This window comes from Microvirga sp. GN3, assembly GCF_055792825.1.
In genome coordinates, this window is the sequence record NZ_JBVVAK010000047.1 from 1 (window position 1) to 16283 (window position 16283).

Below are 16283 nucleotides of genomic sequence, written 5' to 3' on the forward strand. Positions count from 1 at the left end.
TAGAACAGGCTCTCCTGCATCACGAGACGCTCGCCCATCATGACCGGATCCTCCGCTGAGAATGCACCATCAGGGAATCATGATCCACCGCCAATCACGACGACTTTTTCAACGAAATCGGCACTTCTCGGACATAGCATCTAGGTCAGCTTAGACTGTCTAAGCTGACCTTCCTGATTGTAGCAATTGCGCGGTTTTGACCCGAGATTTCGCTCCTTGCTCCGGAACTAAATGCCAAGCTTGGAACTAACGAATAATCACCACTTCAAGGTATTTGCTGGGAACGACCATAGTGTCGTCGCCTGAGCGATTGAACTCGGCGGTTAAGTGCAGCAGGTCCTTCTCGAGAGCTCCTCGGGCATCAGGTGCAAGCGCCGCAAAGATCTTGAGAACCGGTCCATAATAGTTCCGGAACACATCCAACCAGTGCTCAGGCGACCGGTAGCGGAATACAAAGTGCCTCTCATTGGCTTGGATCGACGCGGCTTGCCGGCCGAACAGCTCATCAAGGCGTTCACGGTTGCCCCAGAGAGAGGGCGGCCGCACTGCCGCCGGAGGGGGCATGTACTTGCCAACCGTCTTGAACAGCTGACCGATGAAGCCGTCCGGTGTCCAGTTCGCGAGCCCGATCCTGCCTCCGCGTTTGCACACTCGGAGCAGTTCCGATGCGGCCTGATCCTGGTCTGGAGTGAACATGACACCGAAGGTGGACACCACCACATCAAAGCTCTCATCCGCAAACGGCAGAGCTTCTGCATCCGCCTCCTGGAAGGCGATGGGTAGACCCTCGGCTTGAGCCCTCTCCCGTGCCCGATCGAGGAGAGAAGGCACGTAATCCGTAGCAACGACATCACACCACCTGCGCGCGGCCGCAAGCGAGACGTTTCCGTTGCCTGCAGCCACATCGAGCACCTGTTGACCTGCGCGAAGGTCGAGCGCCTCGCAAAGCTCCTCGCCCACGATCTGGAGAGTGGTTCCAACGACAGCATAGTCTCCGGACGACCAGGCACTCTGCTGGCGGGCTTTGAGAGCATTCAGGTCCGGTTGGACGGATTGTGGGTCCTGGTTTATCGTGACAGCGGCATCAGCCATGACAGGCCTCCCTGGGTGTTGACGAGCCGGCCTTTGGTTCTGGCGAGCCGGAAGGCTTAAGGCCCTATGGAAGAGACCGTAGCAGCCGCCCGTGGAGGTGAACGTGGTAGGCAGCGTGGAAACGGCCGTGGAATCGTCCATCTCGGGGGATCTCCGAGGTTCCGCGTCCTACGTGGTGCGGATGCTTGGGCCTTTGACCATATCACGCAACGATGTCTCAATAGCGCTGCCGGCATCACGTAAGGTGCGGGCCTTGTTCGCCTATTTGGCACTTTCCGCGAATGCCGTGGCGCGAAGCCACCTTTGCGAGTTGCTATGGGACGTCCCGAACGATCCCAGAGGGGAACTGCGCTGGTGCCTCAGCAAGATCCGCCGCCTCGTCAATGAGCCCGGAAAGTGCAGGGTGAGGACTGAAGCGGATGCTGTAGCGCTTGATCTGGATGGATGCCAGGTCGACGCCTTGCAGATGATCCGAGCAGCAGATTTGGGCATCGCCGCCCATTCCTTGGAGCAATTGCGCAGAATTGCTGACGGGTTCGGAGACGAGTTTCTTGAGGGCTTGGAACTGGATCGCAGCCCGAACTTCAACACCTGGCTCGTGGCACAACGTCGTCGAATCCGCAGCTTCCAGATACATGTTCTGGAACACCTTGTTGAGCGCCTCACTGATGATGAGGCTCTCGATTACTTGAACCGCTGGGCCTCGCTCTCCCCACTGGACGAGCGGGTTCATGTGCGTCTTCTCCAGGTCCTTGCCCGGCAGCAGCGTTTTCAGGAAGGGAAGGATCACCTTGAGGCAATCGTCCGGCTGTTTGAAGCCGAGAGTCTGGATAGTGCTCCTCTCCGCCACGCTTGGCAATCTACAAGGACCCAGCCAGCACGCCCGCTCTCAGCTCACGCGACCATCATCTCGGAGCCGGCGGCTAAAGCAGTCGTGCAGATCTCGCCCGCCGCACCCCACCGCGGCTCCATTGCAGTTATGCCATTCACTGACCAATCCAGCTCACCGTGTTTTCGGGGCGGAATCTCCGACGCTCTCGTCCATGACGTCATCACTCGACTTGCCAAGCTCCGGAGTCTGTTCGTCATTGCACAGGGGACAACTTTTGCTCTGCATGACAGGAACATCCCACCCCACGAGGCGGGACGCATGCTGAATGTCGAGTATGTCGTCAGCGGATTGCTACGTCGCGATGGCAGCCGCCTGATGGTGCAAGTGGAGCTCTCGGAGGTGCAAAGCGGGCGAATTGTCTGGGCTGAAATCTTCAACCACTCTGTTGATGATGCCTTCCTCGTCCTGGACGAAATCGGCGACAGAATCGTGGCCGCGATTGCCAGCGAAGTTGAAGCGGTGGAGCGCAATCGCGCCATTCTCAAGCCGCCAAATTCACTGAATGCCTGGGAGGCCCATCACCGCGGCCTATGGCATATGTACCGGTTCAACAGGATGGACAACGAACAGGCGCAGCGCTTCTTCGAAATAGCCGTCGGGCTCGACCCAACCTTTGCACGAGCCTATGCTGGGTTGTCCTTCACCCATTTCCAGAAGGCGTTTCAGGGTTGGGCGGAGCGCCAGCCTGAGGTCGACCGCGCCTTTGAGGCAGCCGGACAAAGCCTCATGGTCGATGATCGCGATCCGGCTGCCCATTGGGCGATGGGCAGGGCACTTTGGCTGCGCGGTAGCTATGACCAATCGTTTCGCGAGTTGGAAACGAGTGTCGACCTGAGCCCCAACTTTGCGCAGGGGCATTATACGCTGGCGTTCGTCCATTCTCAGGTTGGCAATCCAGGCACGGCTATCGCGGCATCCGATCAGTCGCGTCGTCTCAGCCCCTTCGACCCGATGCTGTTTGGCATGCTTGGCGCCCGGGCCATGGCTCTCATCCGTCAACGCAACTTCGAGGAAGCCGCGCGCTGGAGCGTGGATGCGGCCACTCGACCAAACGCGCATGCTCATATCCTGGCGATTGCGGCATTATCATTAGCCCTGGCCGGGCGGATTGATCAGGCACGTGAGTATCTCACCGCCATTCATAGAACACTCCCTCGTTATGATGTTCGCGACTTTCTCACTGCAATGCGGTTCGCACGAGAGGACGAGGTTCTGTTCCAAGAGGCAGCTCGGCGCATAGGGATGGACTCGAACTAGGGACAGCCGCACCGCAACTCGACAAGCCCGTTTTGCTCAGCAGTAGGTTCTGGCGCCTCTCGGAAGCAGTGCTTCGGTCTGCTCGCCCAGCGTAAGCGGACCTTTGTGAAGGTAGGGAACCTTCAGGGTCTGAACCGACACGGACGCTAGCGCCGGAACTGCTCTATCGTTTGGGAAGCAATGTTCTTTGGTGGCAGCCAACCACGGTCGTGCAACGGCCGACATCCTTAAAGCGCTGACCACCTGTCCGGTTCTGTCAAGAGGATGTCCCACCCGATCAAGAAGCCCTCAAGGTTCAGCGTAGTGTTCAGTTTACCGGCTGGTCCGGGGCAGGAGGGGCATCGCCCGCGGGCCTCCCCCGCGAGCCTCCCCATTGAGCCTGGGAGCGTGGACATGAAAGCGGCAGCTCTCAGCCTTTCCCTGATCACGGCCAGCGTCCTGACCATCTCCATCGCCCAGGCCCAGCCGGTGACCGGCACGCCGGGCTCGCCCGGCGCCACAACGACCATCGGGGGCAGGCAACTGCCGCCGCCCGATCCGGCCTTCGGCGGCGTGATCCGGGAACAGGCCTCGGAGTCGACGGCGTGGTGGGCACCGCGCGTCGTGCCGCCCCAAGGCGCGCCTAACGTGCTGCTGATCATGACGGATGATGCCGGATTCGGCGCACCCAGCACCTTCGGCGGCGTCATTCCAACACCGGCCCTGGACCGCATTGCGAATAGCGGGCTGCGCTACACGAACTTCCACTCCACGGCGCTGTGCTCGCCAACCAGGGCGGCGTTGATCACCGGGCGCAATCACCACACGGCCGGTACCGGGGTCGTGGGCGAGATGGCCACGGGGTTCCCAGGGTACGACACGGTCATCCGGAAGGAGACTGGTACCGTCGGCACCATCCTGAAGGAGAATGGGTATGCGACCTCGTGGTTCGGCAAGAACCACAACACGCCCTTCTATCAGGCGACCCAGGCCGGACCGTTCGACCAGTGGCCGATCGGCATGGGCTTCGAGTATTTTTACGGCTTCGTCGGGGGCGACGCCAGCCAGTGGCAGCCCAACCTGTTCCTCAGCACCACGGCGATCTATCCCTTCCAGGGCAATCCCGGCTGGAACCTGACCACCGCCATGGCCGACGATGCGATCCGATACATGAAGGAACTCAACGAGATCGCGCCCGACAAGCCGTTCTTCGTCTATTACGTGCCGGGCGGCACGCATGCTCCGCATCATCCGACGCCGGAGTGGATCAAGAAGATCAGCGACATGCGCCTCTTCGACGAGGGCTGGAACAAGCTGCGCGAGACCGTCTTCGCCAACCAGAAGCGGCTGGGCATCATGCCCGCCAATGCGCAGTTGACGCCGTGGCCGAAGGAACTGCCGCAGTGGGATGCGTTGAGCTGGGAGGAGAAGAAGCTCTTTACCAAGCAAGCGGACGTCTACGGGGCGTACCTTGCCTACACGGACCACGAGATCGGCCGGGTCATCCAGGCGGTCGAGGACATGGGTAAGCTCGATGAAACGCTGATCATCTGCATCTCCGGCGACAACGGCGCGAGCCCCGAAGGCATGCTCAACGGCACACCGAACGAGTTCACCACCTTCAACGGCGTTCCTGTGCCGGTGAAGGACCAGTACCTCTGGTACCCGTTCTGGGGCTCGGAACGGACATTCCCACACTTTGCCGCCGGCTGGGCCTGGGCCATGGACACGCCGTTCAAGTGGACGAAGCAGATTGCGTCGCACTTCGGCGGGACGGCCCAGGGCGTGGCGATGTCCTGGCCCGGGCACATCACGATCTCGGCGGCATCCGCAGCCAGTTCCACCACGTCATCGACATCGTGCCGACGATCCTCGAGGCAACCGGAATCCCGGCACCCGACACGATCAACGGGATCAAGCAGCGTCCGATCGACGGCATCAGCATGACCTACACATGGGACCAGGCGAACGCCAAGGGCCCGACCCGGCACACCACTCAGTATTTCGAGATGCTCGGCAATCGCGCGACCTATCAGGAGGGGTGGGTGGCTGCCACGACCCCGGCTTCGCTCCCTTGGGAGCCGAGCACCGCTATGCCCCCGGACGTGATCACCGGCTACAACTGGGAACTCTACAATGTCCAGGAGGACCCGACCCAGTCGAACGATCTCGCCACCCGGATGCCGGACAAGCTCAAGCAGATGCAGGACCTGTTCTATGCCGAGGCGAAGAAGCACGACGTGCTGCCGCTCGACAACTCCACGCTCGCGCGCTTCACCACGCCGCGTCCGAGCCTCACGGCGGGGCGCAAGGTCTTCACGTATTCAGGTGAGCTGAGCGGTGTGCTCGCCAGCGGCGCGCCGAACATCCTGGACAAGTCCTACAGCATCACGGCTGAGGTCGAGATTCCTGCGGGTGGCGCGGAGGGCATGATCGTGACCCAGGGCGGGCGCTTCGGCGGCTACGGCCTGTTCCTGAGCAAGGGCGAATTCGGCGTCGGCCGGGGCAAGGTGGTGTTCCTGTACAACCTGCTCGACCTGAAGCGCACGACATGGGAAGGGCCTGAGCTGGAGCCCGGCAGGCACACCATCCTGTTCGACTTCAAGGCAGATGCGGCCGGGTTTGGCAAGGGCGGGACGGGCGTACTGTCGGTGGACGGCAAGGAGGTGGTGCGGAATTCCCTGGACCACACGACCCCTGTCACGTTCCTGGAGGATGAAGCCTTCGACGTCGGTCAGGATACCCGTACGCCGGTTGCGCTGCTGGAGTATCGCTACGACACGCCATTCAAGTTCACGGGCAAGATCAACAGGCTGACCTTCAGGCTTGAACCGGAAAAGCGTGCGGAGGCCAATCCCTGAGAGAAGCAGTCGTTTCCAGCCAGGATGGAAGCGCGAGGGGCCAAGCATGATCGGGGCGACGCAACGGGTACTGATAGCCGCCGCTGTCGCTGAAGCGGCGACCGGCATGGCGTTGCTGCTTGTTCCGTCGCTCGTGGGGCAGCTGCTGCTCGGTGAGGAACTCGTCGGCGTCGCCGCGTCGGTGGCACGCGTGGCCGGCCTCGCGCTGATCGGACTGGGGATCGCGTGCTGGCCGGGTCCGCCGCTGGTTGGCATGCTGACCTACAGTACGCTTGTTGCCCTGTACCTCGCCTACCTCGGCATCGCAGGCGATGGGACCGGTGTGCTGCTGTGGCCGGCGGTTGCCGTGCACGCGATCCTGTCAGTCTTTCTTGGACGTGTCTGGCTGGTCAGCGCCCAACAGTCGGCCGGTGATACATTGAATTGAAGAGCAATCCTTGATCCGGGAAAGAGTTCGGACAGGGCATCACTGAAGGCCCGATGCAAGAATGGCTCCGACACCACCGGAATCCATCCAAATCGCAGCCGTTACCGACTCACCTGACTCGCCGGGACGGCAAGCACCATCATTGACTTCAAGCCTGCCTTATCGGCAGTCCAGCGCATGAAAACAGATCGCTTCAGGATTGTTGACTTTCTATTTGGGGTGATTTGGCCGACGGAAGGCTCAAAGAACGTGAGCGAGTGTGAGAGCATATCCGATGTGCTGGTTCGCTCGACAATGAGCACAGCCCTCGACGGTTCTAGGAGCGCGAAGATCTTAGGAGGTGCCGTCCGCAGCAAGCCACAATCCATTTCAGCCCATGTGGGCATCAGGGATTTCAGTCAATTCGTTGAGGAGGATATTTTATGTCCAAGCGATTGCTTTACTTCAACGCGACTACGGAAGAGCACGGAGCAGAGCTCTATTATCTCCCTCAGAGAGGCACGCGGCCGACCCTGATCGATCTCGTTCCGGGTCAGGAGGGATCGGATCCTACCGGCTTCACGGCTCTGAAAGGCCAGGTCTATTTTTCGGCCTATGCTCCGGGACACGGCTATGAGCTTTATCGCCTCTCTCCCGGAAGCTCCAAACCCACATTGATCGACATCGAGCGCGGCCAGGAGAGCTCATATCCACACAATTTCACCGTCTACAAGGGACAGCTTTACTTCGCCGCCACCACGGCAGCGAACGGCACCGAACTCTATCGTCTCTCTCCTGAGAGCAATGTGCCGACTCTGATCGATATCAATCCCGACCAAAGCAGGTCCGATCCGTATCACGTGGGTTCGGACCCAAAGAACTTCGTGACTTATAAGGGGGGCCTGTACTTCACCGCCTTCACGGAGGCGCGGGGGGAGGAACTCTATCGCCTTTCTGCCGACAGCAGCAAGCCAACCGTGATCGACATCAATCCCGGCGAGAAGAGTTCGATGCCGGGGATCTTCGGAGACTTCACGGAGTACAGGGGGCATCTCTATTTCACCGCAGATACGCCGCAGAGTGGGACTGAGTTGTATCGGCTGTCCCCCGGCAGCACGAAGCCCGTTCTGATCGACATGACCCCTGGTCCGGCAGGATCGTTCTCCACCTACTTTAGCGGTTTCGAGAAGTTTGATGGCAAGCTCTACTTTGCCGGATTCAGTGCAGAGACCGGGACGGAGCTCTCTTATCTCGACGGTGCAAGCAGGACGCCGACCATAATCGATATCAACCAAGGTCAGACCTATTCCTTCCCGACCAATCTTACCGCCTTTCGGGGAAGCCTGTACTTCACGGCTTGGACGGAAGAGCATGGTACCGAACTCTATCGCCTTCCCCGCGGCAGCACTGAGCCAATCCTGATCGATATCAACCCAGGACCAGCCGACTCCGCCCCACTCGACCTGACCGTCTTCAAGGGCAGTCTCTACTTCTCGGCCAACTCTGAGGAGCATGGCAACGAACTCTACCGGATCTCTTCCGGCAAGACGAAGCCCACGCTGGTCGACATCAATCCGGGAACGGACGATTCTTCCCCGACGGACTTTGCCGCGCTCGACGGCAGACTTTACTTCACGGCCAGCTCGCATGATCAAGGCCGTGAGCTCTATGGGCTTTCTTCAGGCAGTCAGAAGCCGAGCGTGATCGACATCAATCCCGGCCCGGCGGACTCACACCCTCGCGAATACTTCACGCTGTGAGGATCATGGAAGCGCTTCAGGTCGGAGCGGTGCTGAGAATGATGTGATGCGAAGGTCTGGCCCAGTACTGCCTTTGCGTGCGCCTCCAGAGCATCGGATCCAAAGTGGAGTCCACTAATGGGTCCGATGCGCTAGAGGGTGTCTGGAAATTAAGCTGCTGCATGGGCTAATCTTTTGGTCATGAGGCGGGACATCGCGAGATAGATCCACGTCTCGGTTGTGGCCGAGAGGCGTTCCCAATCCTTCGCCAAGCGCCGGTTCCGGATCAGCCATGCGAAGGTGCGTTCGACGATCCAGCGTTGAGGCAGAAGAGAAAAACCGGCCGGCATCTCGGGTGCGGGCTGGTCGGCCGGCACGCGCACCCAACGACGTGGTCGCTTCACGATCAGGAGCATCCATCCGAGTTCAGCAGAGAGCCAGGTGGCCAGCCCCTGATAACCCATGTCGGCAAACAGGCATTCCACCTCGGGGTAGCGGCCTCTCGACTCGACTAACACGGCTTCCGCCGCGCGACGGTCATGCACGTCGGCCGGATGCACCAACACGTGTAGGATTAGTCCTTGCGTGTCGACCACCAGATGGCGCTTGCGGCCGGAGATCCGCTTGCCACCATCGTAACCGCGTACCCCACCAGCCTCGCTGCTCCGGGCTGTCTGGCTGTCGATGATGGCGGCGTGCGGTTGCGGAGTGCGGCCGGCCAGCATCCGGGCTCGGGTGCGCAGGCCATCATTGATCGAGCGCCAGATCCCCCTTTGGCGCCATCGTCGAAAGTGATCATACACGCTCTGCCAGGGCAGGAACTCGTGTGGCAGCAGACGCCAGGGTTCTCCGCTGCGCAGGACGTAGAGGATGGCATTCAGCACCACCCGCAGATCGTGCTTGCGCGGGCGTCCGCGGCGGGTTGTGGGGGCAAGGAGCGGCGCCAGAATCGCCCGCTCCGCATTGCTCAGGTCGGTGTCGTAGTTGAGGGCTGTCATGCCCTTCAGATGGGCTCAACCCGATTTTCCAGACACCCTCTAGCGTTGAAAGTGAGGCAATCATAGAAACTCGGAACGTCTCTTCCTGGCACTCCCCGGGCCAAAGCCACTGGTCCGCTTAGGCGGGTAGGAGCTGACGTTCATTCAGAGACCGGAATGTGAAAATCTGACCCAGAGGAGATGGTCGATGTGGCCGCCTTCGATGGGTTCGCGTCGAAAGCTGTCCAACATCTGACGGCTTCCTCGGTGTCTTTACGTCTTTAGCGGCGAGCGCAGATCGGACCCATCTGCCCGGTCTGCGCCTGGAGCGGTCGCGCGGCGCGGATTGGCGTGCCCGGCTAATGAGGCCCTGGTTGGACGCGCGTCAGCGGCGTGCCGTCCACTGCGACGGCTTGTGCACTCTCCAGCTTCTTGATGTCGTCAGGCGATAGCTTCGGCCGATCCACCTTGATCGATAGCTTGCTCAACTTCGCGGTCAGCGGGAAAGGCGGCTTGTAATCGGCGTCGTTCACGCCGGTGAGCGTGTCCGAGCCGATGTCGAAGGACTCGTCCCATTGCAGGATCATCGGCAGCGTCTGCGGCAGCGCGATCGTCTGCACCGCCTTGCCGTTGACCTTGAGCGTGCCGGTGCCGGAGCGACCGACGCCGCTCATGTTGTTGAAGGCAAGGGTGCCGACGCCCAGACCGTCGTACTTGAAGTCGAATTCCAGCGTGTGCTTGCCGGGTGCGAGGGCGTCCGGGCCCTCCCACTTGACGCGTTTCAGGTCGACGAGATTCCACAGGAACACCGGCTTGCCCTGGAGCAGATAGAAGCCGTAGCCGGCGAAGCGCCCGCCCGAGGTCAGGATCATCCCCTCGGCGCCTCCCGGCGGCACCTCGATGTCGGCCGTGATCGTATAGGAGGTGTTCAGCAGCAGCGGCGAGTCGCCCTGCGGCAGCCCGGTCATCGGCCGGGTATAGACGAATTCCGAGCGCCCCGCCGTGATGTTCGGCCGAGGAGCGACAATGCGCGCGGCGACCGAAGCATCCATCGGGAACATCTGATACTTCTTCGCCTCCGCGACGAATAGCTGCTTCAGCTCGTCGACCTTCTGCGGATTTTTCTCAGCCACGTCGGTGGTCTGATTGAAGTCCGTATTGAGGTCGTAGAGCTGGAGCACCTGATTGTTCAGCGGGTCGGGATTGGCTGCGCCGAACGCCTCCCACGGAGCGCGATTGACCTTGGTGCTCAGGAACCAGCCGTCATGGTACAGCGCCCATTGCCCCATCATCTCGAAGTACTGCGTCGTGTGCCGCGACGGCGCCTAAGCGTTCGCCGCATCGAACGTGTAGGCGAAACTTGTGCCCTCGATCGGCGCCTGCTGGATGCCATCGACGATGTCCGGCGCGCCAATGCCAGCGGCCTCGAGGATCGTCGGCACGATGTCGCTCACGTGCACGAACTGTTCACGCAACCCGCCCTTGTCCTTGATGCGCGCCGGCCATGACACGGCCATGTTCTGGTTGATGCCGCCGAGCTGCGAGGCGTTCTGCTTGAACCATGAGAACGGCGTGTCGAAGGTCCATGACCAGCCGGCAGACATATGGTTGTAGGTCTGCTCGGTGCCCCAGACATCGTAGAACTTCATCTGAACGTCGACAGGCAATTCGTTCAGACCGTTGAAGAACGCCACCTCGTTGGGTGTCCCCTTCGGACCGCCCTCGGCGCTGGTGCCGTTGTCGCCGTTGATATAGATGATCAGCGTGTTGTCGCGCTGCCCGATGTCCTCGAAGGCCTGGATCACGCGTCCGATCTCGTGGTCGCTGTAGGCCACATAGGCAGCGAAGACCTCGACTTGGCGAATGAACAGCTTCTTCTCGTCGGCCGAGAGCGCATCCCACTCCTTCAGCACGTCCTTGGGCCAAGGTGGCAACGTGGCGTCCTTGGGGATCACGCCGAGCCGCTTCTGGTTCTCGAAGATGCGCTCGCGCACCTTGTTCCAGCCCTCGTCGAACAGCTTCATCCGGCTGATCCTGTCCACCCATTCCTTGGTCGGGTGGTGCGGCGCGTGCGTGGCACCGGGCGCATACTTGACGAGGATCGGCTTGCCCGGCTGGATCTGGTGCATCCGGTTCACGTAGTCGACGGCGTCGTCGGCCATCGCGGTGACCAGATTCCAGCTTCCGACCGGCTTGCCCTCGAACGGATAGATCTGCGTCGTGTTGCGGAAAAGGTTCGGCTGCCATTGGTTGGCGTCGCCGCCGACAAAGCCATAGAAGTACTCGAAGCCCATGCCGGTCGGCCACTGGTCGAACGGCCCGGCCTGGCTGGCCGCGAAGGCCGGCACGTTGTGGTCCTTGCCGAACCAGGAGGTGGCGTAGCCATTGTCCTTGAGGATCCGGCCGATGGTGGCCTTGTCCTTGGCGATGATGCTGTTGTAGCCGGGAAAGCCCGTGGACTGCTCGGAGATGACGCCGAAGCCGGCCGAATGGTGGTTGCGCCCAGTGATGAGCGCCGCGCGCGTGGGCGAGCACAGCGCGGTAGAGAACATGCGGTTGTAGCGCAGGCCTTGATTGGCGACGCGATCCAGCGCTGGCGTCGGGATGACCCCGCCGAAGGTGCTGGGCACCCCGAAGCCGGCATCGTCGGTGATGATCAGCAGGACGTTGGGCGCGCCTTGCGGCGGCACGATACGCGGCGCCCACCACGGCGTGGACTGCAAGGCGTCGTCCCTGATCACGCCGCCGAACTGGGGGTCCGGTGCGGGGAGTTGCCGTCCGTCGATGGTGGTGGTCGCATCCGGTGCCCCTGGCGTGCCGGTGGTCTGTTGAGCCTGGGCTACGGAGATGGCCAGAAGGCTGGCAGTGGCGAGGGAAAGGGCGAATGATATGGCTTCCTTCATGCCCAGGATCCTCCTGTGGAAGACGGCCGATCAACCGCCCGACGAGCAAGGCGAAGGGGATCATCCTCGATTCAGGGGCGCGTGACGTCTTAGGTGCGCAATGAACATCAGTTCGCGGGAGCATGCTTGATCGGACGGGACATTGGCTTGACAGGATAAGACAGGTGCCTGCCGCTAAACCTAAAGAGTTCCCCATCCGGTGCCTCGGGCGTGATGGGTCGGAGGTCTGGCCTTAGCCTGACCAGACGACGCACATCGCAACTGTGTTGAGGTCAACAGGAAGAGCAGCTTATGGCACAAGGCGGAAGTGAGCCGAATGTCCACTCACGCGGGAAGCACCAGACATTCCGAAAAGTCGGCGAACGCCACCGCCTGCCCCCTGGAGCATCGGCCCCGAAAGTGGACCCACTTTCGGGGCCGATGCTCCAGACCTTGAAGAGCGCATCGTTGAGAGCGGAATCGGAGGTCCGCGTCACTGAAAACCGGATCCACTTTTCCTTACGATGCGCTGGAGCAGCGGACGTTCACACGGATCCATGGCCAGTGGCGTTGAAGTAGTCGCGGCACTGCCCATGCGGCTCGAAGCCGTCACAGATCCCGCACGCCGTCGGTTATATCGTTGAACGGAGTGTGGTGGGCTGGCGTAGTCGCGGTGCGAAGATCTGCTTTCACCACACGCCGCTACAGCCGGTCAGACGCGAGTACCGTGACGGCAGCTCGATCCGCCCGTTGGCGACCATCAAAATATCTGGCACGAATGGCCGGGTTCTTGAGGTAGCATTCCTCGGCGGCGAGCATGACGTGCAATTCCTCCGGGTGAAGATACCGGGGCGCGATGAGGACGTCATCCTCCACCTGATTGCGGAGACGGTAGAGATCATGGACTGGTTATACAAGCTGATCGCTAATAGCAGTGATGCGGTCATTCTCGTCGGGGGAGTGGTCTGCACCGCCGGTCTCGCCCTTGTTCTCGCCCTGATCTCGCGGCGGCTTTTCTTTTCACCCCACGACGAGGCGTTCGAGAGCCACAGCAAACTGGCCGATGTGGTCCATGGAAGCCTTCTGGCATTCTCCGTTTTCGTTCTTGCTCTGGTGCTGACGGAAGTCCGCTCCAATCTCGGGAAGGCTGATGACGCGGAGCTTCGGGAGGCTTCGGTCATCGCGCGGCTTGTTCGAGACCTCCAGACTTTGGGGACCAAGGAGGCGTCAACCGCGAGTGAGCGCGTTAAGGACTATGTCAGGTCGACGGTCTCCGCAGAGTGGGAGCTGCTCGCCCAGCATAATCCGTCGCTTGCGGAGGAAACAGATCGTGCCTTGGCGTTGCTCGTAGCACAGGTCAACACGGTGGCAGCGGACAATCCCGCAGCCGCCAGTGCCTTACGAGGTTACGTGGAGAAACTGGAGGATCTGCGCCAGAGCCGACTCGAGTTCGCCACGAAGAGTGTGCCCCCGGTGTTCTGGTGGGTGATGGCCGTCTTCATCATCGGCGCAATGATCATGAACGGGCGCCATAAACTGGACGCCTTCGGAATGACGCTGATCGCCTTCCACATGGGGGCAATCGGGTTGGTTATTGCTTTGATCCTGGTGATGGATTCACCGTTCAGAGGAGAAACGAGCGTCTCACCGGCTTCGCTGGTGAGGGCCGCGAGGCTGCCATCACCGTAGTGCAACTGTTCAAGTCGAGCCCGCTCGTCAGAGGATAGGCCGAACACGGGAATCTCTTCGTCGTAGCCCTTGAGCAGGCGGGCTCCGAGCGGGATCAGGGCGCGTTTGCCGCTCACGGCTTCGGCGATTTTGATATCCAGCAAAATCTCCCGATCCGATGCTGACGCGCAGAGCCTCGCGGCGCGGTTCACGACGCTGCCGATGGCCGTGTAGTCGAACCGGCTCCCGTATCCGATCCGCCCGACAATGGCCGGTCTCATGGCGGGCTTGGATTCCAATCCTATGCATCATGGCTGCCTATCGCGGATAACAAGCTTCCCAACCACAAGCTCATCGATCTCCACGCGGCTGATCCGCGCTCTTCCGACCACCAGTCGTCCAATCGCGAGCGCACCAATCGCCAATGCGCCAAGTGCCACAGCGCCGAGTGCCACGGCGCCCACTGAGGAAGCTCCTATCCGGGCCATTCCAATGGCGACGCTCTTCGTGGCAACCGAGTTATTGGCCATCCTGCTGCGCTCAACCTCATGACGTCCTATGCGTTCACTCATCATCCCTCGCTCCTCAAGGCTCGGAAAGCTAATTCAGGAACAGGCCGCCCGGTGCAACACGACCCAGCCGAGCAACCTCCGGTGTTGGCGGCGACCGGCTGCGCGAGCACGGCAGGCAGATAGAAGAGGAGCCCCCAGGCAAGGATCTGCGTGATTCCCGAGCGTGGCGATGACCACTCTCGGACTCGGCATGGCGGGATCGCTCGCCAGGGACTCACTCACAGGATTCGACACGGATGGATCTCAACAGCAGTGCGCGGGTTCCGCAACCTCCTCCGGCCGGCTTAGCGCTCAATCAAGAACACATCTTGCGCTGCTCCCGACGCGGCAGGCCATAACAAAACGGCATAACTGAAAGTATGTCGGGCCGCCTAGTGACACCACGTGGGCCTTGTTAGCTTCTTTGCAACCGAGCCCGAGACGAACGACAGGCTGCGGGAGGATGAAACAATATTAGGCTGCGGGCGCAAGCCTGCCGGATCACCAGCGGGCCAGCGTCTGCCACCAGCTTTTGGCAGCCCCCGCGCATGTCCAGAAGACGAGGGGAGGACGAATGAAAACGCGCAATTGGAAAGTGGCGTTGGCGGGCGAGTGCATGCTGAGCCGACCGTTTGCAATGCATGACGAACCTGAGTTCTTGAAGGTGGGCGAACTGCTCAAGGATGCCGACGTCACTTACGGCCACCTCGAGATGAATTTCGCCGAGTACGACGAGCTCAAATGGCCAGCGCGTGGCCAGGGGATCGGCAGCTTCATGATGTCGGACCCCGAGATCGCCAAGGATCTAAAGTGGGTCGGTTTCGATATCATGTCGACGGCTCATAACCACAGCTACGACTTTGGCCCAGAGGGACTTCTGGCCACCAAGAAGTACATGAAGGACGCCGGCATCGTCACAGCCGGTACCGGGGCCGATCTCGAATTGGCGAGCGAGCCTGGCTATGTCGAAAAGAAGAACGGCCGCGTTGCGCTCGTCTCCACCAGCTCGGGCAATCAGCATTTCATGTGGGCCAGTCTGCCCAAGGGTGGGCTGCGGGGCCGGCCCGGCGTCAATCCGCAGCGCCTGAACTTCGAGTTCATGGTCGATGGACAGACGGCCGAGAACCTCAAGGACTTCGCGAAGAAGCTCAACATTGCGAAGGCGCCCAAGCACGGACGGCCGGGTTCGTTCGGCATCCAGATCCCGGGGTCACAGCAATGGGGCGACCCCGACTCCTTCTTCGTCGGCGATCGCTGCGAGATCATCAGCCGCTGCCATCAGCGCGATCTCGAGCGCAACCTGCGTTCCGTCGACGAGGCACGTGCGATGGCAGATCTCGTCATCGTCGCACATCACTTCAGCGTCTCCGACGGTCCGCGCGGCGACACTCCCCCGCAGTTCGTCCGGCAATTTGCCCATGCCGTCATCGACGGTGGAGCCGACATCTATGTTGGGCACGGATGGCACCGCACGCTTGGCATCGAGATCCACAATGGCAAGCCGATCTTCTATGGTCTTGGCAATTTCTTCGCCCAGTCCGAATTCATCCAGCGCGTGCCGTACGACAGCTACGATGCCTGGGGCCATGATGTAGACCGCCTGCCGATGCTCACGCCGGCTGCACATCCGCTTCACCCGGGGCTCGATACGCCATCCGATACTTGGTGGAGCTCCGCCATCATCCAGCTGGAAATGGACGAGCACAAAGTGAAGCGCATCCTCCTGCATCCGGCCGAGATGGGGCATGACTCCACTCCTCAGGCCAACCAGACCCGCCGGACAGGCAAGGGCGAGCATCATAACACCGAAGGCCGTCCAATGATGGCGAAAGGTGAGGATGCCGTGCGCATTCTCGATCGGTACCGCCGCCTGTCGGAGCCGTTTGGTACGAAGGTGGAGATCAGAGACGGCGTAGGCGTCATCGACCTCCAGTAAGCAGGCACATACTCATGCGCCCTGACCGCAGCGGAAGAAACGC

General features: G+C 61.1%; 8 protein-coding genes and 3 pseudogenes. 7 read left to right on the forward strand and 4 right to left on the reverse strand.

Annotated elements, in window-relative coordinates; genetic code table 11:
* Window positions 1-246: 246 nt before the first annotated feature.
* Window positions 247-1092 (reverse strand): class I SAM-dependent methyltransferase, encoded by an 846-nt coding sequence (locus tag ACS5Q1_RS21675; RefSeq protein WP_473100122.1) that lies wholly within the window; start codon window positions 1090-1092, stop codon window positions 247-249.
* Between the two features lie 466 nt (window positions 1093-1558).
* Here ACS5Q1_RS21675 and ACS5Q1_RS21680 point away from each other — a divergent pair.
* The 5 genes and pseudogenes from ACS5Q1_RS21680 to ACS5Q1_RS21700 form a co-directional block, all read left to right on the forward strand.
* Window positions 1559-1813, forward strand: a pseudogene (locus tag ACS5Q1_RS21680) (transcriptional regulator); the annotation flags it as partial.
* Window positions 1814-2242: 429 nt separating this feature from the next.
* A complete protein-coding gene (locus tag ACS5Q1_RS21685; RefSeq protein ID WP_473100170.1) occupies window positions 2243-3241 on the forward strand; it encodes a tetratricopeptide repeat protein in 999 nt (332 codons plus the stop codon).
* A gap of 393 nt (window positions 3242-3634) precedes the next feature.
* Window positions 3635-6081: pseudogene (locus tag ACS5Q1_RS21690) on the forward strand (arylsulfatase).
* 46 nt (window positions 6082-6127) lie between these two features.
* Window positions 6128-6508, forward strand: coding sequence for a hypothetical protein (locus ACS5Q1_RS21695; RefSeq protein ID WP_473100123.1), 381 nt, complete (start codon window positions 6128-6130; stop codon window positions 6506-6508).
* A 422-nt stretch (window positions 6509-6930) separates the two neighbouring features.
* A complete protein-coding gene (locus tag ACS5Q1_RS21700; protein ID WP_473100124.1) occupies window positions 6931-8247 on the forward strand; it encodes a hypothetical protein in 1317 nt (438 codons plus the stop codon).
* Window positions 8248-8396: 149 nt separating this feature from the next.
* Here ACS5Q1_RS21700 and ACS5Q1_RS21705 read toward each other — a convergent pair whose 3' ends face one another.
* On the reverse strand, window positions 8397-9224 hold the full coding sequence (locus ACS5Q1_RS21705; protein ID WP_473100125.1) for an IS5 family transposase: 828 nt from the start codon (window positions 9222-9224) through the stop codon (window positions 8397-8399).
* A 338-nt stretch (window positions 9225-9562) separates the two neighbouring features.
* Window positions 9563-12106, reverse strand: a pseudogene (locus ACS5Q1_RS21710) (arylsulfatase).
* A 633-nt stretch (window positions 12107-12739) separates the two neighbouring features.
* On the opposite strand from ACS5Q1_RS21710, the gene ACS5Q1_RS21715 reads away from it, so the two are divergent.
* Window positions 12740-13774 (forward strand): bestrophin-like domain, encoded by a 1035-nt coding sequence (locus ACS5Q1_RS21715; protein ID WP_473100126.1) that lies wholly within the window; start codon window positions 12740-12742, stop codon window positions 13772-13774.
* A 287-nt stretch (window positions 13775-14061) separates the two neighbouring features.
* On the opposite strand, the gene ACS5Q1_RS21720 is transcribed toward ACS5Q1_RS21715, so the two are convergent.
* Window positions 14062-14328, reverse strand: coding sequence for a hypothetical protein (locus ACS5Q1_RS21720; RefSeq protein ID WP_473100127.1), 267 nt, complete (start codon window positions 14326-14328; stop codon window positions 14062-14064).
* 550 nt (window positions 14329-14878) lie between these two features.
* On the opposite strand from ACS5Q1_RS21720, the gene ACS5Q1_RS21725 reads away from it, so the two are divergent.
* A complete protein-coding gene (locus ACS5Q1_RS21725; protein ID WP_473100128.1) occupies window positions 14879-16240 on the forward strand; it encodes a CapA family protein in 1362 nt (453 codons plus the stop codon).
* Window positions 16241-16283: the final 43 nt, after the last annotated feature.